General features: G+C 40.0%; 20 protein-coding genes and 1 pseudogene. 4 read left to right on the plus strand and 17 right to left on the minus strand.

All coding sequences use genetic code 11. The annotated features are described in order from the left end of the window. Window positions 1–24 precede the first annotated feature (24 nt). The 7 genes and pseudogenes from ACED42_RS04995 to ACED42_RS05025 all read right to left on the minus strand — a co-directional run bounded on the left by ACED42_RS04995 (window position 25) and on the right by ACED42_RS05025 (window position 5,677). Entirely contained in the window at window positions 25–1,725 is a 1,701-nt protein-coding gene (locus tag ACED42_RS04995) for a DUF2326 domain-containing protein (protein ID WP_371701691.1), read from the minus strand. Continuing rightward, entirely contained in the window at window positions 1,722–1,958 is a 237-nt protein-coding gene (locus tag ACED42_RS05000; protein ID WP_371701693.1) for a hypothetical protein, read from the minus strand. Before ACED42_RS05000 ends, ACED42_RS04995 begins: the two co-directional genes overlap by 4 nt. Beyond that, the gene (locus tag ACED42_RS05005) at window positions 1,951–2,922 is read right to left on the minus strand and encodes an SMEK domain-containing protein (protein ID WP_048668547.1); all 972 of its coding nucleotides are present in this window, start codon (window positions 2,920–2,922) and stop codon (window positions 1,951–1,953) included. Before ACED42_RS05005 ends, ACED42_RS05000 begins: the two co-directional genes overlap by 8 nt. 106 nt (window positions 2,923–3,028) lie before the next feature. Then, window positions 3,029–4,243, minus strand: coding sequence for a hypothetical protein (locus tag ACED42_RS05010; protein ID WP_371701695.1), 1,215 nt, complete (start codon window positions 4,241–4,243; stop codon window positions 3,029–3,031). 116 nt (window positions 4,244–4,359) lie between these two features. After that, window positions 4,360–4,977 carry a hypothetical protein gene (locus ACED42_RS05015; protein WP_207909964.1) on the minus strand — a complete coding sequence of 206 codons (618 nt, stop codon included), beginning with the start codon at window positions 4,975–4,977 and terminating at the stop codon, window positions 4,360–4,362. 186 nt (window positions 4,978–5,163) lie between these two features. Then, complete coding sequence (locus tag ACED42_RS05020; RefSeq protein WP_371701729.1) at window positions 5,164–5,334, minus strand: hypothetical protein; 171 nt, start codon at window positions 5,332–5,334, stop codon at window positions 5,164–5,166. Continuing rightward, a pseudogene (locus ACED42_RS05025) lies at window positions 5,319–5,677 on the minus strand (hypothetical protein). The gene ACED42_RS05020 and the pseudogene ACED42_RS05025 overlap by 16 nt, the downstream one beginning before the upstream one ends. Before the next feature lie 220 nt (window positions 5,678–5,897). On the opposite strand from ACED42_RS05025, the gene ACED42_RS05030 reads away from it, so the two are divergent. Together ACED42_RS05030 and ACED42_RS05035 are read left to right on the plus strand one after the other, a co-directional pair. Beyond that, window positions 5,898–6,497 carry an outer membrane beta-barrel protein gene (locus ACED42_RS05030; RefSeq protein WP_371701698.1) on the plus strand — a complete coding sequence of 200 codons (600 nt, stop codon included), beginning with the start codon at window positions 5,898–5,900 and terminating at the stop codon, window positions 6,495–6,497. Window positions 6,498–6,851: 354 nt separating this feature from the next. Further along, complete coding sequence (locus tag ACED42_RS05035; protein WP_371701700.1) at window positions 6,852–7,454, plus strand: DUF2971 domain-containing protein; 603 nt, start codon at window positions 6,852–6,854, stop codon at window positions 7,452–7,454. A 158-nt stretch (window positions 7,455–7,612) separates the two neighbouring features. Here ACED42_RS05035 and ACED42_RS05040 read toward each other — a convergent pair whose 3' ends face one another. The 3 genes from ACED42_RS05040 to matP form a co-directional block, all read right to left on the minus strand. Further along, the gene (locus ACED42_RS05040) at window positions 7,613–7,924 is read right to left on the minus strand and encodes a hypothetical protein (RefSeq protein WP_371701702.1); all 312 of its coding nucleotides are present in this window, start codon (window positions 7,922–7,924) and stop codon (window positions 7,613–7,615) included. Between the two features lie 104 nt (window positions 7,925–8,028). Continuing rightward, complete coding sequence (locus tag ACED42_RS05045; RefSeq protein WP_012603889.1) at window positions 8,029–8,337, minus strand: DUF3634 family protein; 309 nt, start codon at window positions 8,335–8,337, stop codon at window positions 8,029–8,031. Between the two features lie 23 nt (window positions 8,338–8,360). Next, window positions 8,361–8,816 (minus strand): macrodomain Ter protein MatP, encoded by a 456-nt coding sequence (gene matP / locus ACED42_RS05050; protein WP_009846670.1) that lies wholly within the window; start codon window positions 8,814–8,816, stop codon window positions 8,361–8,363. A 189-nt stretch (window positions 8,817–9,005) separates the two neighbouring features. On the opposite strand from matP, the gene ACED42_RS05055 reads away from it, so the two are divergent. Both ACED42_RS05055 and fabA read left to right on the plus strand, forming a co-directional pair. Beyond that, the gene (locus ACED42_RS05055; RefSeq protein WP_017099300.1) at window positions 9,006–10,658 is read left to right on the plus strand and encodes a Lon protease family protein; all 1,653 of its coding nucleotides are present in this window, start codon (window positions 9,006–9,008) and stop codon (window positions 10,656–10,658) included. A gap of 70 nt (window positions 10,659–10,728) precedes the next feature. Then, window positions 10,729–11,244 carry a bifunctional 3-hydroxydecanoyl-ACP dehydratase/trans-2-decenoyl-ACP isomerase gene (gene fabA / locus ACED42_RS05060; protein WP_010440782.1) on the plus strand — a complete coding sequence of 172 codons (516 nt, stop codon included), beginning with the start codon at window positions 10,729–10,731 and terminating at the stop codon, window positions 11,242–11,244. A gap of 313 nt (window positions 11,245–11,557) precedes the next feature. On the opposite strand, the gene rmf is transcribed toward fabA, so the two are convergent. The 7 genes from rmf to pyrD form a co-directional block, all read right to left on the minus strand. Beyond that, on the minus strand, window positions 11,558–11,731 hold the full coding sequence (gene rmf, locus ACED42_RS05065) for a ribosome modulation factor (protein ID WP_009846667.1): 174 nt from the start codon (window positions 11,729–11,731) through the stop codon (window positions 11,558–11,560). A gap of 161 nt (window positions 11,732–11,892) precedes the next feature. Beyond that, a complete protein-coding gene (locus tag ACED42_RS05070; RefSeq protein ID WP_371701704.1) occupies window positions 11,893–13,641 on the minus strand; it encodes a DUF3466 family protein in 1,749 nt (582 codons plus the stop codon). Window positions 13,642–13,650: 9 nt separating this feature from the next. Next, window positions 13,651–15,567, minus strand: coding sequence for an ABC transporter ATP-binding protein (locus ACED42_RS05075; protein WP_009846664.1), 1,917 nt, complete (start codon window positions 15,565–15,567; stop codon window positions 13,651–13,653). After that, complete coding sequence (locus ACED42_RS05080) at window positions 15,545–15,805, minus strand: glutaredoxin family protein (RefSeq protein WP_102249659.1); 261 nt, start codon at window positions 15,803–15,805, stop codon at window positions 15,545–15,547. The genes ACED42_RS05075 and ACED42_RS05080 overlap by 23 nt, the downstream gene beginning before the upstream one ends. A 25-nt stretch (window positions 15,806–15,830) precedes the next feature. Continuing rightward, window positions 15,831–17,951 carry a bifunctional 23S rRNA (guanine(2069)-N(7))-methyltransferase RlmK/23S rRNA (guanine(2445)-N(2))-methyltransferase RlmL gene (gene rlmKL, locus ACED42_RS05085; protein WP_371701706.1) on the minus strand — a complete coding sequence of 707 codons (2,121 nt, stop codon included), beginning with the start codon at window positions 17,949–17,951 and terminating at the stop codon, window positions 15,831–15,833. 509 nt (window positions 17,952–18,460) lie between these two features. Then, window positions 18,461–19,015, minus strand: coding sequence for a cell division protein ZapC (locus tag ACED42_RS05090; RefSeq protein ID WP_017099303.1), 555 nt, complete (start codon window positions 19,013–19,015; stop codon window positions 18,461–18,463). 257 nt (window positions 19,016–19,272) lie between these two features. Then, complete coding sequence (pyrD, locus tag ACED42_RS05095; protein ID WP_017099304.1) at window positions 19,273–20,283, minus strand: quinone-dependent dihydroorotate dehydrogenase; 1,011 nt, start codon at window positions 20,281–20,283, stop codon at window positions 19,273–19,275. Window positions 20,284–20,457: the final 174 nt, after the last annotated feature.

A 20,457-nucleotide genomic window follows, 5' to 3' on the forward strand; every position in this document is an offset into this window, starting at 1 on the left:
CGTACTTGCAAAACAAATAGGTTTTTATTTGTCTTCTTTATAGTCTTGCTTAAGAAATTTATCATCTTTCGTAAAACTGGCTCTGACGTAGTCGCAAACTGAAAAGTCCAAGTCTAACCCAATCAATTTGTCGCTGTTTAAGGTCAATATGTATTGAGTATCGGAAACAACACTTAGTAGAGAGTCATAGACAAAATTCAAAGTTTTTTCCAAAGTATCGTTGTCGTTATCAAAGATATTATCATGAATAAGAAACCCTGGATGATTGGAGTAAGCTTTATCGTGTGTTAACAATGAAAAGTCATAAATAAAAACCTTAGCTCTTTCATTACTATGACCACCGTCTTCTTTTATTCTCAAATCGAAATCTACAATCTCTTTTCGGTTATTAACATTGATTTTAAATGAAGAAGAATAGTCATCAAATATAGCATGATGAGCTTTCAAAACTTTACTTTCAAAAGAGTTAAGAATAGATTCACTTTCGCTAATCAAAAGTTCAATATCGAGTTTTTCGCTATCTAGATCGATTTTTTTACTTTTTATTCTAGTATCTAATGCATCAATCTTTTTTAAGTAAGCGTTTAGTCCGCTCACCAATTCATCTTTTATAGCTAACTTACTTATCGCTTCTTTAAAGTCATATTCAAAATTGCCATCATGAGAACCATAGTCAAACTTATCTCTTTCAGAAATTAAAAAGTCTCTTCTTTCTTTTAACTTTCTAACATCTTGGTTTATAGATTTGACCTTTTTAACTACAACATTGTTAGTGTATTTGTTGATTTTATTTTTAAATTTTAGAACTTCTTCTACACTTCTATGAATTTCGTCCCCTAGCCCGCTTCTTACTTTTTCATAGATAACTCTAACGCTTTCAGCATCAACACTATCTTCCGTTACGATTTGTTTGGCTTGCAAAACTTGAACTCTAAACGAAGATAGCTTGATTCGAATTTCTCGAAGTTCAGCCTCGATACTTTGATATTCATCATCCAATAGATCAAAGGCTGTGCAGTCGCCTTTATCAACAATTTTCTTTAATATGTCTCGTTCTTCTTTTAACTTGTTATATTCAGACCGTGACTCTTTAATGCTTTTACCTAGAAGAGCTTCTACTTGGTTGGTGACCTTTCTTTTCTGGCTGTCTTCAGAATTAATATCCCCCTTAATCTGCATCGCATTGTTTAACGACTCGTTATCCAAACCTAAGTATAAAAAATGTGGCGTATAATCAAGAGGGACTTTTATATTTGTATCAAAAAAACCAGGAATTGATTTAAATTCACATCGTTCGTCTCTAGTTATCGGATTTATTAGACTCCTAAACGAGTTATATATATTATTGTTAATATTTAGCTTGCTTAATAAGTATTCTTTTGCTTCATCAACGTTTAGAGGAAAGCAATAAACTCCATCATATATAACCACTTCCCCTGGGTTCTTTAAATCTCTGCGAATTTTTAGGATTTTTCCTTCAAGTTCTAGTTCTAAGAAAATCGGTGCACTATTTGAAATGACAGATTTAGGAAGATATTTTAATCGTGATTTTTCAACATCCTTGAGTAAACAAAAATTTATGAACTCTATAGAAATAGACTTACCTACACCGTTTCTTTTTTCGGATCCGTCACTTCGCTCACCCAGAATTATATTGAATCCATTCTCGAACTCTATAGGTTCGAAAAACCCATCATTAGATGAATACAATTTAGTAATTATCATTTCACAACCTCAATGTAAGGTTCTTTAAATTCAATTACAGATATTGTGTAAAGAAATACAAGAGATTGATTTATTCTATTACCTCCAAACTTTGGATGTAACTTATTAACTATTTCAAGTAATTTTAATATACTCATTTTGCCATCATTATCAATCAATATAGATAGCACACTAGCACCAATTATAGGTAAAGAGAACTCTATAGCTTCAGAGGTTTCAATTAATTTATACACTTACTTCTTCACCCCTTAACAAAGGAAAAACGTTACATTCTGTCAAGTGCTTTAAAACAAAATATTTTATTGCTGTGACATTATAGTCAACACCATGACTCTTGAACAAGTTTTCGACATAAACAACGAGTTCTTCCAAGGCTTTCATAGCATCAAATTTACTTTTTATTAAAATTTCTGTGCTTTTATCTTTCAAATATAATGCTACTTTAGAGTTTTTAACTCCATCGTAATAGTCACTTCCTTCTACCTCCGCTAATATCGGAGCGTACTCACAACATAGATGGAAGTATTGATTATCAATGATGATAGCATCATCTCTAAATCTCTTAGAAATTTTTTCCTCTGGGTCAATCTCAGTTTTTGTGTCAAAAGTTGAATTTGCCACTTTATCGCTAATAATTGTAACTAAGTTAATAATGGTTCCTACCTCGTTAGAAGCAACCACTGAGTCGTTGGGTAGTTCTATAGCAGACTTAAGAAGTTCCAAAACTTCTTTTTGTTTTGGAAGTTTTAGGCTTTGCACCCTTGTTATAATTGTATTCCTGTCGATGATATGAATGCTTTTATCAAAGCTAAAATCGCCTTTTACTACATTATCTAGCTTGTAAGCTTTTTGCTTAGTCGTCAATATATACACATAAAGTTCGTGGTATTCTTTATCAAATTCTTTTTCTATAAACTTCTCTAGACATCCACGAACTTTTGGTAACTTACGATTTGAGGTCACTTGAACAGAAACTTGATTTTTATGGTCATATAAATCTATAACCTCTGCATTCTTCTTCAATAAATTAGAGTTATCAAGTTCGAAGCCATAAACAAGGTTCATTAACCTAGCACACAAATTTTCACTTACGACTGAACCATCATGTAGATTTATAGACGAAAGTGTTTCAATATATTGAGACAAGCTTCCCAAATACATAGCAATAGATTTAATATATTTTTCTTCAACTAACATCGGATTCAATATTTTATTTTAATAAAGTTTAACATACGACTCATTATCAAACAGACTAAAGTCATATGGTTACTAAATGTCGAGATTCATTAAAAATAACATCAACTCATTTATCAAGGAAATTTACTAAGTCGAATTTTTCATCAAAATACTCTTTACATACAAATATTTTCGAATCAATAATACCCAATTCATATTTAAATTTGTCTGCTATTTTTTCGGGGAAAGGGTCTAGTATCTTCAACTTTGGCATTGTGTCTCTAGCCATAAAAGCATCTATAAATAATTTGTTACTACGTAAATCAGTCCGAGGAAATGAATAGCCAATAATCACAATTTCGTCAGCTTCAATTAGAGCTTGAAGAGCATCGCCCCAAAGCATATGAAATAAATCACCATATGCATCATATTTTTTTTCTTTGACTGGAGGAACTATAAGTGGAATCGAAACCAAACCTTTTTTCCCTGACAAGCCTTCAGGCATCCAAGGGGATTTTGGCGTCACTTTCGCTAATACGTACCCGTCAGGAGGCGAAATTCCATCACCATCTAAATTTACTGGATAGTAACCGTAAGAAAAGTCAGTGTAGCCTTCCATATACCGTCCAGCGTGACACTCATATGGATCTATTGTGGACTCATAGATCCATACATCATCAGGTGAGGAAGTATGTGTGAAAACTACATCGTCACCATGAAATACTTGCTGTGATGTTAACCAGTTCGTAGACCCATGCAGTTTTATTAATCTCGGAGCCCTAACATTGACTTCCATTTCAGGTTTCACCCACTGGTTTCTATAAATTTTATGAGCTTCGAACCCATAACCATTATCAGTAGACCAGTTTTGTTCTTGCCTCAATGCGCGATCCATTAATGTGTCCCAGTTAAACGTAATAACAACATCGTCAGGGTTAAGTAACTTAGCTAGTGCAGTATGAGGTTTCGATACAGGACCGTTTTGAATTTCGTTTATAACAGAAGCAAAAATATATATGAGTTGATTGAAAGCTTTATGGTTCAAAAATTTCAGATATTCATCTGGACCTTTTCCCGCTTTTTCAATTGACTCTTTGAGCTTATCTTCAATATCAGAATGGAAATCTTCGATATCTATTCCTGAACGCAGATATTGATATGGCTCTTTATCATACACACGTTGTATGAACCCAAGAACTCCATCCTGTAGTGCCCATGGATTTTCTGATATTTTAAGTTTGTCAAAAGTATCAAAAAAGTCACATGCAATGGGCATTCTTACGCCAGTAGGGGAATCCGAATATGCCTTAGAAGCTCCGGCTCCTAGCAAAATAACTCTCATACGCCCTCTTTACTTTATCAAAGCTAAACACACTACCATCGTAAACAAAAATAATAGTATCCAACGTCAAACTAACCGAATATACATTCGAGAATGGTCTTCAAGAGCCCAATCGTTTAGTACTCTTTCTCAGCGCCAACGTAAAGGTTTTTATCATGTGAAACCTTATCAAACCTCTGAATATTTTGGAGAATTTTTATAACAGAGTAGCTCGTCTTTTCGCTGTTGGTCACAATTGCATTCATAAAGTACGCAATGCGAACCCAAGACTTGAAGTGGTCATTTTCCAAGTCTGACGAAACAGGAATAAGGTTATTAAAGATTTCTCGTTCTTTTAAGCAGTATGACTGAACTGAAAGAACTACTTCTTCATCCAATCCGTCTCTCTCAATATTTTCAATTAGGTTATTAAGAGCTTTTTGGTTTTGTTCATGGTCGCTACCATAAAACCTACCGGGTTGGCATGAAGGCGGGAAGGTAGAAAACGAATGCTTTAGAAAAAAAATCAAAAACTCTCGTAAACGGCGCTCAACTTTAATTTTTTTCTGTTGTTCGTCCGCCTTTTGCCACACATCAAATACAAACAATATTATGAGTAATTCAATGCACACCCCCATCAATTCAGGAACTAAACTTGAAACAAAAAAGCCGTTGCTATCGGACAACCAAGCAACCAGAGATAGTGCGCAGAATGCAAAAAACACAATTGCAGCGAATAAGTATCGATTTAACATACAAGTCATAAATATTTGAAAGAAGGCAATTTTATTTATTTTCTACAAATGTGCAACTAGAAACACAGCATCCTATTGCGTTTTGAGCTACGCGTGTTGTTTTGGCGCTCACTATGCCCCCGTTTTGAATGTGTAACTTTTCTAAGTTGGTCGTTTTGCTTTTAACATTTGCACTTATAACCTTTCTTAACCATTGGGATCCTCCAATTTTCGTATCCGTTGCTCTTGGTCTTGCTGCACTCGCTTTATCCAGTTGATGTCAGTTTTCAAAGCCGCAATCGTACCAAGGCTTGAGACTCCACCTGTAATAAGAGCGATGATTAACGCATCGAGGTACGCCATTACTGCGTTTTCCATCGAGATGCGTAGTATTCAAGTAGGTATCGCACCATGGCGCGCATCCCAATCGTATCGACAACGACAGCACCTACCACAAACCAATAAGGGTTAGGGATGCTTGCAGTGCATTGAACCCTTGTTCGACATATGGCGCGTAATTGGGAATGAAAGACAAGATGAGTGGTACAAAGACGACTAACAGGATGAATTCATCCTTAAATCCCCTATCTCGAATGCTGATGTCATCAAGGTTATTGGCCTGCTCTTCGCCATTTTGTAATCGACGTACCCTCGCCTGATGCTTCTCATTTTCGAGTTCATCTTTACGCTTTAACTCCTCAGCTTTGTTTTGATTAAGCAGTTTCCCTACCCGCCACCTTGTTGTGTTTGGCTAAGGGCATACTGATTGTGTAAATATAAAGCGATACGGCTAAAATCAAATCATGTTGCTTCGTATTGATGTTTATATCGATAATAAGTTCATAAAATCAGATGGTTACACAAAACCATTATTAGTTTAAAAGCTCTACATTTGGTAAGGTATTCAAGGAATCAATAACTTATTATATAAAAGGCTTAATATGAAAATCGGTATGGTTGCCCTATCACTATTCACCGCTTTTGGCATGAGTTCATACGCGCTTGCTAATGAAAATGACACAGCAGCTAAAGAGCTTGGTCATTTTTATGCAGGTGTAGATATCGGGTTTTATAATGAAACCGAATTAGAATACCGCGGTAGCAAAATTGAAGATTCTTCTGATCTAGCTGACTTGAGTTATAACTTAGTTGGCGGTTATGAGTTCAATACACACGATGTAGTAAAGCTGGGAGTAGAAGCGGAGTACCGAAAAATTGGCAAAGTTAACTTTGCTCAAATGATGGATATGGAAGGCCAAGCCTTCTTCGTGAATGTTAAACCCAAATTCATCGTTAAAGGCGACGTCTTGGATTTGTATGTCTCCCTGTTAGCAGGCGTTGGATCTATTGATACGGAAATCAAAGCCTTTGGGCTCTCAGCTTCTGAATCTGAGGCCGCTTACCAAATCGGTGGAGAATTTGGCGCAATAATTACCGATAACATCGACGTTCATATCGGTTACCGCTCTGCACATATTGAAATAGAGTCCATCGATGTTTCATCCAAAACAGCATACATTGGTGCAAGGTACCATTTCTAAAGTTCCGTCAATGGCTAGACCAATTTATTGCGGTCAACTAGCCTAACATTGCAAATAGTCCGATCTCTTTGAGGTCGGATTTATCATTATTGGTTCACTTAACTTCCTTTACATTGCCTCCAAATATAGACCTATTCTTCCACCAATATAAAGTTACGTTGCAACTTATTAAAAAAACCAGCGCTATTGCAAGATAAATCACTCAAACAGGCTGCTATTTTATGTTTAAATTTTGATCTATCAAGCGGTTATATGTTTTAACTTGGTGACTAAGCAAGCAAACACTATGCATTCACGCTTACATTATGAATTATAGTGTTAACATCAGACAATGTTGTAAACCAGGTGTTTGATATGTTGCCTAAACTTTATAAGTTCAGATCTCTTCACGATAGAAACATACAATCGATATCCGAGTGTTCGTTGTGGTTTGATTCCGCTAAGACCTTTAATAACCCTTTTGAATCTCATCACCTGTTCAACAAAGAACTTCAGAATGACTTCAAGGTAATGTGCTTCTCTCAATCGAATGACCATCCCATACTTTGGTCTCAGTATGGTGATAACTTTAAAGGTATGTGTATTGAGTATGATCTTAACTGTTATCACGGTGAGGCAGATCTCAATTGCTTTGAAGTTCAGTATGCTGACAACCCAAGCATGCTTAGTACTCCTTCGCTAGTTGACTTAAAAGCATCGAAATTAGCCGCGAGCGTACTTGGAATCAAACATTCAAACTGGCGTTACGAAAAAGAATATCGCTGGGTACTGCCCAATGAAGAGATTATTGGCAACAAGCTGTATCTGAATAAAGAGTGTATAAGCTCTGTGATTCTCTCAGAACATGCTCCTGCCGATAGAAAACTAAAGGTACTAATGACTTGCCAACACCTCGGCATCCCCGTTAAACACGCTGTCGCTAAACAAGATTCGTGTACATTTGGCACCTTCGGTTAAATAGATATCAGTAAAATGAACGCCCTACGAGACATATTGTCATATCAAGTGACAGTGCAACAAACTGGCATCTAACTCAGATCACCGTAATTCACTCGTATTCATTGGCATTTTAGACAATCATATTAATATCATTTAGTTATAGTGCATTATCCAGGTCAGTTTGTGATATGAAGTCGGATGTACTTTTCTGGGAAACTGTATTTGAACTGTTTCTTGTTTGGTAAGTGCTGTTTCGCCTGTCTACAAGCTTTACTATCGCCGGATGTTCTCACTCTCTTGATTTTTGTATAACCTTTGGAGTGCTTCATTTCAATCATCAGGTCACAATAACCATCGATTTCAACATTGCTCTTTTTTAGGCCTTTCATGACCGTCGCTTTGATTTTTTTGGCTACCGGATTGACCAATGCATCGTCGGGAAATACGACTGGGGATAAAAAAAACAACAAAAGGATTAGATATCTCATACTGTTCTCCTTTATTGGAACTGAGAACAGTATGACGATGGTTAAGGCAAGCGAAGAACTAACTTAGTATGAAAATTGACAAGATAAGACGTAATTCTTGACCATTACGCCTTCTTTGAACCTTTAGATTTGAAGCCGTTATGTGGGAATACATTACGAATACGTTGTTGCACGTTCTTAGGTACATCCTTTGTGAACTTGAGATTATAACCAGAGCGCTTTGCGTACACTTTTAATTCACCTTTAAAAGTGTTGTTGTGGCCAATCTCTTGAAGGTTGTGCTTAAAGCTGGGTGGAAGATGACCTTTAACTTGTTCGATCGCCCCATCGTTAAATTTGATTTTCAATACCGGCCTATCAACCGCGACTAACCAAAAAACCAACGCTGCACCGATTAAGATTACATACATCATAATGTCACCACTACTGTTGATGATTATTTATCGTCAGAAAGGAGCTTGCTTAAATCTTCTTTAAGATTGGTTACTGTCTTGCTGGCCTGTTCACTACGAGATGCTTCGCTTACCAAATACTCGATAGCATCTGATAGCGTACAACCTAGCTCGTTCGCACGCTGGGATAGCTTTTCCCATACACGATAATCAAGGTCGATTGATTTTTTCTTGGTGTGAACTTGTTCAGCATTAAAGTGACGCTTTCGCTTAGCTCGAATCGCTTGCTTGAGCTTGTTATCGAGCTCAGGAGACATGTTGTCAGATATCCACTCAAGAACACCTGTTGGTTGGTGTTCAAGCTTCAATAAGGCTTGTACAGCAACGTCAGCTTCACTTGAATCAATATGGCAGGTGATCGACTCGCCTTCTTTCCATTTTTTGACCAGATAGTTCCATTTCCAACCACATTCCAAGTTTTCAAGCTGCTGATATTTCATGTCTAATCTCGAGAGTTAATCCTAGTGACAGCGTAACCCAAAATAGGCTATTTAACAATTGTTGTCTTGAAAGAATAGACCAAGATCATACTTATATTAGCTTAGTGATTAGTAACTACAACATAGAGCTACAAGCGAGATCGGTTTTTCTATATACTCCCTACCTCATTATCATAATCAGAAACTTAAATGACTCTAGTAGATTGGCGACATGTTACGCCTCAGTACGACGAATATAGCGCTCAATTAGAGCAATTCCCTGACATCTCGCCTTTCCCATTTTCAGACATTCAACATAGATTCAACGATGCGTTAACCCGCTTTGTCCGTTTGTCCAACCTTTCGCGTGTTTTACTTGTCAACGCTCCGGACAATTCGATCTATCGTCAAATGATCGTTGAATCTTTAGTAACTGCTCTAGATGATCACACGTTACCAGTAATAAAAACTGAGTCTTTAAATGCTGTCTCTCTGTTTGACCAAGTTCAATCAAAAGATGGCCAAGTCGTTGCGACAAAGCCTGGCTTACTGGCTAGAGCGAACAATGGTTATCTGATTGTTTCAGCCAACTTGATTCTAGCAAACCCGGGAAGCTGGTTACTGCTTAAATCGGCACTTCTTGGTGAGGCCGTAGAGCCCATCAGTAGCAACCCTGAACACTTAAACCAATCTCCATCTTTACCGCTTACCTACAATATTAAGTTGATTGTGGTTGGAGACCGAGCTCAACTCGGCGATCTTGATTACCTAGACAGTGATATTCAAACCGGCTTCTGCCTATTCAGTGAAATTGAACAAGACATAAAGCTAACAGAAGAGACGTTGACTCAATATCTTGGTTACCTTAAATGGCTCCAACAACGTTATGAACTGCCAAACATCACGCAACAGGCGGTGACAGGCATTCTTACTGCTGGAGCAAGAGAAACTGAAGACCAAAGCTATATACCGTTGTGCCCGATTTGGCACAATGCGTTATTAAACGAAGCTTTGATTGAAGCCGACCATGGTGAGATTGATGGTCACCATATTCAGCAAGCACAACAACACAAATACAACCGCGAGTCGTACTTACCTGAACGTGCTCTTGATGATATTCGAGATGGCCAAGTTATTATCGAAACCGAGGGTGAACAAGTTGGACAAGTTAATGGTCTGACGGTTATCGATGTACCAGGACACCCTGTATCGTATGGTGAACCAGCCCGAATTTCATGTGTTATCCACTTTGGTGATGGTGATATTGCAGACGTTGAACGCAAAGCGGAACTCGGTGGTAACCTTCACGCCAAAGGTATGATGATCATGCAAGCATTTGTAAGCAGCGCGTTAAACCTTGAAGATCCGTTGCCCTATGCTGCTTCTGTTGTATTTGAGCAATCATACTGCGAAGTTGATGGCGATAGTGCTTCTCTTGCTGAGCTTTGCTCTTTGGTCAGTGCTTTGTCGGAATACCCTATCAATCAACAAATAGCGGTAACCGGTGCTGTCGACCAATTCGGTCGTGTACAAGCAGTTGGTGGGCTAAACGAGAAAATCGAAGGCTTCTATCATGTGTGTAAACACAACGGGTTAACTGGCGAACAAGGTGTGATCCTTCCAAGATCTAACTTACGACATCTTGCTCTGAAGCCAGACCTAATTGAAAGCATCAAAAACAAAGAATTCCATATTTGGTCTGTCTCTAATGTAGATGAAGCTATTCCTCTTATTATGAACAAACCATTTAGAGACGATGAACAAGAAAGCGTTCTGAGCAAAATTGCGGAACGTATTGAAAACTTTGAAAGACATGAGCACCCTATTGGAATTGTTGGACGCATTAAAAACTGGTTTGTCTAGTACTGATCGGACTTGTTTAGCGTACACCTGTTCACTAATATGCACCTATCAAAAATTGGAGTAATTGATAATGCAAAACAAACGTGATTCTTACACTCGCGAAGATCTTCTAGCATCAAGCCAAGGCGAACTATGGCCTGAAGGTCCTCAACTACCAGCACCGAACATGTTGATGATGGATCGCATCACTAAAATGTCTGAGACTGAAGGTGATTTCGGTAAAGGTTTGATTCTTGCTGAACTGGATATTACTCCTGACCTATGGTTCTTCGACTGTCACTTCCCTGGTGACCCAGTAATGCCTGGTTGTCTAGGACTTGATGCAATGTGGCAGCTTGTTGGCTTCTACCTTGGTTGGGTTGGCGGCAAAGGTAAAGGCCGTGCTTTAGGTGTAGGCGAAGTGAAATTCACTGGCCAAATCCTACCTACTGCGAAAAAAGTGACTTACGAAATCCACATGAAGCGTGTTGTTAACCGTCGCCTAGTTATGGGCCTTGCAGATGGTCGCGTACTTGTTGATGGCAAAGAGATTTATGTTGCTAAAGATTTGAAAGTTGGCCTTTTCCAAGATACGTCAGCATTCTAATCTAATCATTTAATTAGAGTAACGCAGTTAGATTTTAATAAAGCAGCCATTGGCTGCTTTATTTTCACTCCAATATATTTAGTTATAGTGCACTAGAGTGTGCTGATTAAACAAACTTTCTTATTCCGAAACTGTACTGTATTAGTCCACCAGCAACTGTGTATTCCACTACAAGTATCAGTATCAGCTTAAAGTGTTAGCTCTCTACGCCATTACATTTATTTTATCTAACTTATATGCCCACTCAGAAACTAACAAGGCTCCACTGCTGTACAACAATGGAGCCTTGATCTTTGAATATGTTCCGCCCTATCTATTTATAGAGACCTGATTGCTTATCACCTTTGGCGTCACGCCAACCACCTAACCAATAAGACCGAGAATCCATTTGGCTATATGGGCAAGCTTCTTGTGACCTACCGTTTATACCAGCTTTGTAGCCTTGAGATTGTGCTCGTTCTAGTCGATCACGCTTTTGTCTCTTCATAGTGCAGTCCTCATACGGGTGTTCTATTTACTAACATACAATGATTACAACTTTGCGGAGTTTTTGTGACTCCAACTTTAAGAATCGACCAGTTTTTCACTTTTCTCAAGGCGAAAAAAAGCCCGAATTCAGAATTGTGAACTCGGGCTCAAGAGGTGAAATTATTTAAATTTTCTACGGAACCCTAATAAGCCGAGTACAGTCAAAGCGAACCAACCTAAGCTACCGCCTTTACGATCGACCTTTGCTGTATCAGTACTACGAGCTTGGATATCACTCTTACCTTTACCTTCGATAGGAATCAATTTAACCGCAACAACCTCTTCTACTGCATTAGACGCAGCACCAGCACAGTATGAGTTGTGAGACGTTGTATCGTAGGCTCGTTCATCGTTACCTCTACCGTCTCCATTTGTATCGATCATACATTTTATAGCTGTTGCAGAGATAACACCCGCATCGTTGATACCTGAAGCATCAATGATTCGGAACTTGTTGTTCTCTCCAGAAACGTTGCCATCGTTTGTTAGATCGTCTAACCACCAAGCTTTCTCATTAAAGATATTTTTACGACGTTCGTCTTTCGAACTAGCAACATCGTAAGGGTAAATAAAGCCGCGGTGTCTACGCTCACTGCCATCAACTTCACGCGTTGTTTCTGCGTCAACTTGACCAACAATTTCATTGAAGTTGTTAACGGCTCTAGCTTCACCACTCGAACCAGCAAAGAAGATACCACCCGTTAGGTATGTCGCTGTTGGAGTCGCAACTGAAGCATCAGTAACAACAAACATCTTACTGCCTGCGCTACCATTTTCAGGCACTCGACCATTACGCTTAGAGTTACCAATAACAAACAAGTTTTTGTTGATATCGGTCGCTACAGAGTTACTGTATTTGTAATCATTAGACGAGTTAGAGTTGACCTTAGCCCCCTCAATTGATTTGGTCGTCCAAGTATTCGCGCTGTCAGCTAAGTCCAGAGATTTACTGATGAATACAGATGCATTCATATCTTGCAGATCACCACTACCATCAACAGTATTGTAGCCTACGCCATAAAACTTAGTATCCGATTCGGCAATTGAACGCATGCTACCTTGAGCATAGTAATCGCCTTGTCTAGCAGTTCCACCACGAGTCCAATCGATTTGCTTGGTATTCGTACCATCCCAAATAGCAGCTTTTGAACTAAATACAGGATCCGGCGTTGACGTCTCCGTAATGGTTTCACTAGTAGAAACACTACCTACATTGTAAACAGTACCATTACTTGCTTTGATAGCTTTCCATGCTCGAGTCTCAGAAGATCCTGCAGGCCCATTTGGTGACGTTGTAAAGATTGCGTTATTACGAATGCTACCTTCTGATTTGATACCTAAAGGCTTAACTTCTGATGCGTCGTTCACATAAAGGGAGTTGATCACTGTATTGCGAGTATCGAGTATTGCCCCGCCTTCTATAAATGCCTTTGCATTTACATAACTCAGGTTGTTTCTTTCCTTAAACCAAGTATCTTCCCAGCGAGTTTTCGCCCAGCTTTCACATGTGGAATATCTTAGTTCACGGTTACAATAGTTTTTGAAGTCATCGAACTCTTGTAAATATTGGAAGACAGCATCCATAGCAAAAGGAACTTCTTCACGGTAACTAATAGCTTCAAGTGAATTACGTGTTTCACCTGCTAGCTTAAAGCTATCACAAGCGACACCACCAATAGTACCGGTGGTAAAACAACTTTCAGTTCCGGTAACCGCCGCTGGTTGAATCGCGACACCAAACGTTTCAGAAGCTCCGACAATTGAGCTAGGAGTCGCGACTTCAACTACCTTGTACAGTGCAGCATTCGCGTTAGTTGCAGCCAAAACTAAGGCTGCAACTGTTGTTAATTTAAATTTATTACAAGTCATGATTACTTCTTAACTTTCCTGTTGTAGTGCCTCGAGCTCTTCCCAGCGCTCAAAAGCAACTTCAAGCTCCTGCTCTGCTGCAGATAGCTTATCTAATACTGGTTGTGTCTGCTCTACAGATTTTGAAAAGAAGCTAGGATCGTTGACTTCTTCCTGAAGAGTTTCAATTTGAGTTTCCAATTCTTCCAAACGCAAAGGTAGCGCTTCTAGTTCTCGTTGTAGCTTATACGATAACTTCTTAGCTTTAGCCTTAACTGGCGCAGTTTTGGGAGTTTCCTCAACTACTTTCTCTGGCTTTGATGGCTTTTCAACCTGTCGGTACTCTATAGCCTGCTTTCTTTGTTGCTGAGCATCGTGGTAACCACCAACAAATTCTTCAACAACGCCGTTGCCTTCAAATATCCAACTTGTCATAACCGTGTTATCAACAAACTGTCGATCGTGGCTCACTAAAAGAAGCGTACCCTGATAGTTGGCAAGCAAATCTTCTAAAAGTTCCAAAGTTTCGATATCTAGATCGTTGGTTGGCTCATCGAGAATCAATAAGTTATTCGACTTAAGGAAAATACGAGCTAATAACAGACGGTTTTTCTCACCACCAGACAGTGCCTTCACAGGAGTGCGAGCACGTTTAGGAGAGAACAAGAAATCTTGTAGGTAGCTAAGTGCATGGCGCTCACGGCCGCCTACTGTCACTTCTTGCTTGCCATCCGCCAGATTGTCAATTACTGACTTCTCAGGGTCTAGGATTTCGCGGTATTGGTCGAAGTAAGCCACTTCAAGTTTAGTACCACAATGCAGACGGCCAGAATCAGGCTTCAGCTGATCAAGAAGCAGTTTAAGTACGGTACTCTTACCACAGCCATTAGGGCCGATCAGAGCAATACGATCACCACGCATAATATTGAAGCTGAAATCTTTAACAATCTCTTTGCCTTCAAAGCCAAAGTTAAGATTCTCTGCTTCGAATACAATCTTGCCTGAACGTTGACCATCATCGATCTGAATAACCGCTTTACCCTGCACTTCACGACGATTGATGCGCTCTTCACGCAACTTCTTAAGTGCACGTACACGGCCTTCGTTACGCGTTCGACGAGCTTTAATGCCCTGACGAATCCACACTTCTTCTTGAGCAAGCTTTTTATCGAATTCAGCGTTCTGCATCTCTTCGACACGTAACGCTTCTTCTTTCTCTAGCAAGTAGTTTTCGTAATCGCCAGGGAACGAGCTCAGCTTGCCGCGATCAAGATCAACAATGCGAGTTGCCATCGATTTGATGAAAGCACGGTCATGCGAGATAAAGATGATTGAACCACGGAAGTCTTTCAGGAAGCCTTCTAACCATTCGATTGTCGCAACATCTAGGTGGTTAGTCGGTTCGTCGAGCAGAAGCACGTCTGGGTCACATACAAGCGCACGAGCAAGCGCCGCTTTACGTTGCCAACCACCAGACAAATCCGTCAGTTTTGTTTCAGCAGTGAGTTTAAGCGCCGCCATTACGTTACTTACGCGATCTTCGAAGCGCCATGCGTTGGCATGATCCAACTGCTCTTGCACACGAGTAAGACGATTTAAGTTCTTTTCGCTAGGATCAGTACCGATGAGATCCAAAAGATCATGATAGATCTTCAGCTGTTCGCCGATTTCCGCTAGGCCACCAGCAACGTAATCATAAACGGTGCCTTCTTCGTTACGCGGTGGATCTTGCTCAAGGCGAGACACAACCACATCTTGTGTGATTTGCATCTTGCCGTCGTCCATGATGATGTTCCCTGACAGGATTTTCATCAACGTAGACTTACCCGCGCCATTGCGCCCTACTAAACACACACGTTCGTTTTCTTGCAGTGCAAAGTCCGCACGATCTAATAACGGGTGATCGCCAAACGCTAATTGCCCGTTATGAATTGTAAGTAATGCCATTCTTTTTTAACCAATCATTAAGTTCTAACAAGCCAAATGGCCAGTTAAGCTCTGAGCTTTGAGAAAAGTCAGAGCTTTCAAATTTGAGCACCGGAATAGTGACCCCGTAACGGGAAAAGAGCTCATCATCAAATGCAATGTCGACAACGTTGACGTGATGGCTAATGTTTAACTGTTCCGTGAGTTTGAATGCCATCTCACATAGATGGCACCCTCCTGTACTGTAGAGAGTCAGCACGCTATATCCTTATACAATCTCTTAATTACTTATGTGTAATCAACCAGCAGTTATGAATGTGCTTGTTACGAGAGAAGTCCAATGGAAGCGTTTTAGATGAGATGTTCTGAGCTTTGAGACCTAACGCTTCTAGGCCTTCTACATCCATTTTGAAGTGACGCTTGTTGTTAGAGAACACAATCGTGCCTTCTTCACGAAGAAGACGCTTAAGGTTTTCCATCAATTGAATGTGATCACGCTGAACATCAAAAGATTGATCCATACGCTTAGAGTTTGAGAACGTTGGGGGATCAATGAAGATCAGGTCGTAAGAACCCTGCTCTTTAACCAACCACTGTAAGCAGTCAGCTTGAACAAACTGATGTTGACGACCAACACGGCCGTTAAGCTCCATGTTCTGTTTTGCCCACTCAAGGTAGGTATTAGACATATCAACGGTTGTTGTAGAGCGTGCGCCACCCACAGCAGCATGAACAGAGGCACTGCCTGTGTAAGCAAATAAGTTAAGGAAATCTTTACCTGCAGCCATTTCGCCGATACGACGACGAGTGATCTTATGATCTAAGAACAAGCCCGTATCTAAGTAGTCATGAAGATTAACAATCAGTTTAACGCCGTATTCGTTCACTTCTAGGTTAGAGGAGTCTTGAGCCATTTTTTGATATTGAGATCGGCCTTTCTGCTTCTGACGAACCTTAAGAACCACGTTGTTTGCTTCAACGCCAGTGACTTGAATAGAAGCACGGATGATATCGGTTAAGCGACGTTTTGCTTTCTCTTCCGGTACATCTTTAGGTGCTGCGTATTCTTGAATCACTAGGTGACCTGGGTATACGTCAATCGCTACATTGTATTCTGGTAAGTCCGCATCGTAGATTCGGTAACAATCTAATTGCTCTTTCTTAGCCCACTTGCCAATTTTTCCGATGTTCTTTTTAAGACGGTTTGCGAAGTCTGGGGCAATAAGTTGCTCTTGTTCACCCGTTGGACGCTCTGACATCGGACGGTCTGAAATTGAGTAGTTCTTTTGGTGACACGGTAACGCACCATTGTTCAATTTGAACTGTTTGTCTGCACGCATACGTAAGCAGCTAAGCAGTTCGTCAGAACTAGAGAAGATCGACGCGTTACAACCGCCAAATTCCGCTTTAAGTTGTGCACCGAATGCCGTGTAAAGTGCAATCAAACCCGGCTCTGTGCCAAGACGCTCACCATAAGGTGGGTTAGAAACAATCACACCATCAGTAAACTCTGTAGGACGCTTAAGCTTTGCAGCATCGCCTACTTCGAATTCAATCAGCTCTTCAACACCAGCACGACGAGCATTGTCACGCGCTGTTTTGATCATGCGCTCGTCATTGTCGTAGCCATAGAACTTACACTCTACTTTCTTAACGCCACGACGACCTTGAACGTTCGCTTCAGCTTTCACTTCAGCCCACAGTTCTGGTTCAAAATCTTCTAGTGATTCAAAACACCACTTCTGGCGCTTAACACCTGGAGCCATGTTCGCAGCCATCATTGCCGCTTCAATCACTAACGTACCTGAACCACACATTGGGTCTAGGAAAGGCTTAGTTGCGTCCCAGCCACTACGAAGAAGAATCGCTGCAGCAAGGGTTTCACGCAATGGTGCGCGGCCTGATTCTGGACGATAACCACGTTGGTGAAGACCGCTACCTACCATATCAACACCAAGAATCGCTTTATCACGATGTAGACGAACGTGAATACGAATATCTGGATTTTCTTTGCTGATAGACGGACGAGGCAAAGACTTTTTCTCAAAGCTATCAACAACGGCATCTTTTACTTTCATCGCACCGTATTGGCTATTACGGATTTCGTTGTTTGTACCGTTAAAGTCAACAACAAAACGCTTAGAGCTATGGAATTGATTTACCCAGTTAACCGCGGTGGTTAATAGGTACAAATCCATGTCGTCCATACAAGTGAATTCAGAAAGGACACGTACAAATCTAGAAGCCAAACGACTCCATAAACAACAACGATAAATTTGCTCATTGGTCGCTTTGAATTTAACACCTGCTTGAACAGGTTTTGCATTTGTAATCCCTAGTTGGGTTAGTTCTTCAACTAATAAATTCTCAAGGCCGTTTGAGGTAACCGCTAGATATTGATTCATAGTGTTCTTTTATTGATAAAAATTAGCTCGATTATACCTGAATTTGTTATTAGAGCATCACACTAAACTTGTCTTTTCATTGAATCTTTCGACTAACTGGCTAGCAAACACACAGTCATGAAGCGATCGCTTACCCACATCCCCTTAGAACATAAGACTTATCGAATCAGCACAATTTATGACCAAACATCGGCCAACGCGGCGGTGTGAATTTATATTCACCTTGAAATTGGTATATACCAGACCTAATTTAAGACTGAAAGTTAGCTACAAAAGCACAAAAACAGGGAATAAAGGGAGGTAATTTACACTTCTGGCGATGAAAATAGGCAGAAATTAAGATGAAAAAACAGTCACAAGTTCACTAATTAAATAGTTAAGCGGTGATGTATTTATCTGGATGAGGTTTTTTAGGCACAAAAAAATCGGCTATTGAGCCGATTCTAAGGAAGGTTTGATAGGTTTATGCGTTGCAATGTGTGTTAGAAATGATGAACTAAACTGGGGAATTAACCGACCATTGCAATATGTGTATGGTGAAAATGAAGAATAGAGTTCGCGTCTACCATCCTATCGTGCATCACCTTAATCGAGTCTCCAAAACTTAACCCTTTTGAAGGTGTGAGCAGAAACTCTTCTAAGTCGACAAATGCACATAGGCTCGCACACTCTCCCACTTCTAATACAATGAAGTAACCTAGGCTATGCTCGTTATTCATTTGTACGATATCCCCTTCTTGAGGAGATTCGTGGCCAGCGCCTTGTGAATCGAAGAACCAGCTTTTAGGCTGTACTGGCTTGTGGAAGCGCTTTGCTGCCACACAATATAGTGCGAGTTCAGCTTGGCGAGGCTCAGACAGTTCTAAGCCAGAAATTTGTTCTTTGAAGGTTTGGTATGAAGATGCGTCATCAACGGTGAATTCATTATCTCTAAACGCGCAGTCCACCAGCTTATTGCGGACCAGATTCGTTTTGAAAATCATATCCTCTCCGAGGTTTAGCATTAATGAACATTGCTGCTCATCGTAATACCAACTCCATGTATCGCTAGGTTTAAGCATCATTTCGTCTCACACTGTTGAACCATTCCATTAGGTAAAACGCAAAATTACCTTCAATTACAGTAATTTTACTGAGCAATAGGCAAAAAAAAAGAGGAAATGAATTCCTCTTTCTTATCGCTTCTCTCTACAACTCAGTGAGTTACAGTGTCTCTTTTAGTAAGACGATGCCAAATTATAGCTTTCCTAAAATAACCAAATCTTTTTGATAACTCTGTTTATAAAAGCTCTGGGTTTATAAAAGATCTGGTTTTCGGGGACTATAAATTTTTAACGATGTCGCCTACAAGACCTGGGCCTTTGTAGATGAAACCAGAGTAAACTTGTACAAGCTTCGCGCCTGCCATCATTTTCTCTTTCGCAGCAACGTAAGAGTCAACGCCACCTACCCCGATGATCGGTAATTGGTCACCCAACTCTTCGTGAAGTTTACGAACCACTTCAGTACTGCGAGATTGAACTGGACGTCCACTTAGGCCACCCGCTTCATCGCAATGTTTCATGCCTTCAACGATTGAACGATCCAATGTTGTGTTTGTTGCGATCACACCATCGATCTTATTTTTGATCAATGATTCACAAATTTGGCTAATTTCGTCATCACTTAGATCCGGAGCAATCTTAAGAGCAAGAGGCACATATTTACCATGCTTCTCTTCTAGTTCAGATTGTTTCGTTTTAAGTTCAGACAATAGATCGTCTAGAGCTTCGCCGTATTGTAGAGAACGAAGTCCTGGAGTATTTGGTGAAGAGATGTTTACAGCAATGTAACCAGCGTATTGATATACCTTCTCCATACAGATCAAGTAATCTTCAGCGCCCTTTTCAATTGGTGTGTCTTTGTTCTTACCGATGTTGATACCTAAGATGCCGTCGTAGTTCGACTTCTTAACGTTCTCAATAAGATTGTCGACGCCTAGGTTATTGAACCCCATGCGGTTGATGATACCTTCAGCTTCAACAAGACGGAACAGACGTGGTTTGTCATTACCGGCTTGCGGACGAGGAGTTACCGTTCCTACTTCAACGAAACCAAAACCCATTGCGCCAAATGCATCAATACATTCGCCGTTTTTATCTAGGCCAGCCGCTAGGCCAACTGGGTTTTTAAAAGTAAGACCCATGCATTCTACAGGTCGATTAGGTAATTGTTGGCGATACAAAAGATCAATAGGAGTGCCTGTGAAGCGTTTGAAATTTTGAATTGCAAGATCATGTGCCTTTTCGGCATCAAGTTGGAAAAAGCCAGTTCTGGCTAGACGGTAGAGCATTGTGCCTCCGATAGAAAAAAGCCCCGTGTAAACGGGGCGATATTATTTACTTATTTACTCAACTATTCAATCTATTACTGTCTGTAAGGGTAAGATAATCGAGTTTGTTAGCGAATGAGGTTCTTTATTAAGCAAACGTTATCGTTTCTGCAGTCAGTTTACTCATTTCTAGTC

This window comes from Vibrio sp. FF145 (assembly GCF_041439075.1).
Classification (GTDB): Bacteria; Pseudomonadota; Gammaproteobacteria; order Enterobacterales; family Vibrionaceae; genus Vibrio; species Vibrio tasmaniensis_A.

What these genes read in the sequence shown, in the direction of transcription:
- ACED42_RS04995 (WP_371701691.1), bottom strand. Translation starts at nt 1,725, where the DNA reads ATGATAATTACTAAATTGTATTCATCTAATGATGGGTTTTTCGAACCT.
- ACED42_RS05005 (WP_048668547.1), bottom strand. Translation starts at nt 2,922, where the DNA reads ATGTTAGTTGAAGAAAAATATATTAAATCTATTGCTATGTATTTGGGA.
- ACED42_RS05010 (WP_371701695.1), bottom strand. Translation starts at nt 4,243, where the DNA reads ATGAGAGTTATTTTGCTAGGAGCCGGAGCTTCTAAGGCATATTCGGAT.
- ACED42_RS05015 (WP_207909964.1), bottom strand. Translation starts at nt 4,977, where the DNA reads ATGTTAAATCGATACTTATTCGCTGCAATTGTGTTTTTTGCATTCTGC.
- ACED42_RS05020 (WP_371701729.1), bottom strand. Translation starts at nt 5,334, where the DNA reads ATGGAAAACGCAGTAATGGCGTACCTCGATGCGTTAATCATCGCTCTT.
- ACED42_RS05030 (WP_371701698.1), top strand. Translation starts at nt 5,898, where the DNA reads ATGAAAATCGGTATGGTTGCCCTATCACTATTCACCGCTTTTGGCATG.
- ACED42_RS05035 (WP_371701700.1), top strand. Translation starts at nt 6,852, where the DNA reads ATGTTGCCTAAACTTTATAAGTTCAGATCTCTTCACGATAGAAACATA.
- ACED42_RS05040 (WP_371701702.1), bottom strand. Translation starts at nt 7,924, where the DNA reads ATGAGATATCTAATCCTTTTGTTGTTTTTTTTATCCCCAGTCGTATTT.
- ACED42_RS05045 (WP_012603889.1), bottom strand. Translation starts at nt 8,337, where the DNA reads ATGATGTATGTAATCTTAATCGGTGCAGCGTTGGTTTTTTGGTTAGTC.
- matP (WP_009846670.1), bottom strand. Translation starts at nt 8,816, where the DNA reads ATGAAATATCAGCAGCTTGAAAACTTGGAATGTGGTTGGAAATGGAAC.
- ACED42_RS05055 (WP_017099300.1), top strand. Translation starts at nt 9,006, where the DNA reads ATGACTCTAGTAGATTGGCGACATGTTACGCCTCAGTACGACGAATAT.
- fabA (WP_010440782.1), top strand. Translation starts at nt 10,729, where the DNA reads ATGCAAAACAAACGTGATTCTTACACTCGCGAAGATCTTCTAGCATCA.
- rmf (WP_009846667.1), bottom strand. Translation starts at nt 11,731, where the DNA reads ATGAAGAGACAAAAGCGTGATCGACTAGAACGAGCACAATCTCAAGGC.
- ACED42_RS05070 (WP_371701704.1), bottom strand. Translation starts at nt 13,641, where the DNA reads ATGACTTGTAATAAATTTAAATTAACAACAGTTGCAGCCTTAGTTTTG.
- ACED42_RS05075 (WP_009846664.1), bottom strand. Translation starts at nt 15,567, where the DNA reads ATGGCATTACTTACAATTCATAACGGGCAATTAGCGTTTGGCGATCAC.
- rlmKL (WP_371701706.1), bottom strand. Translation starts at nt 17,951, where the DNA reads ATGAATCAATATCTAGCGGTTACCTCAAACGGCCTTGAGAATTTATTA.
- ACED42_RS05090 (WP_017099303.1), bottom strand. Translation starts at nt 19,015, where the DNA reads ATGATGCTTAAACCTAGCGATACATGGAGTTGGTATTACGATGAGCAG.
- pyrD (WP_017099304.1), bottom strand. Translation starts at nt 20,283, where the DNA reads ATGCTCTACCGTCTAGCCAGAACTGGCTTTTTCCAACTTGATGCCGAA.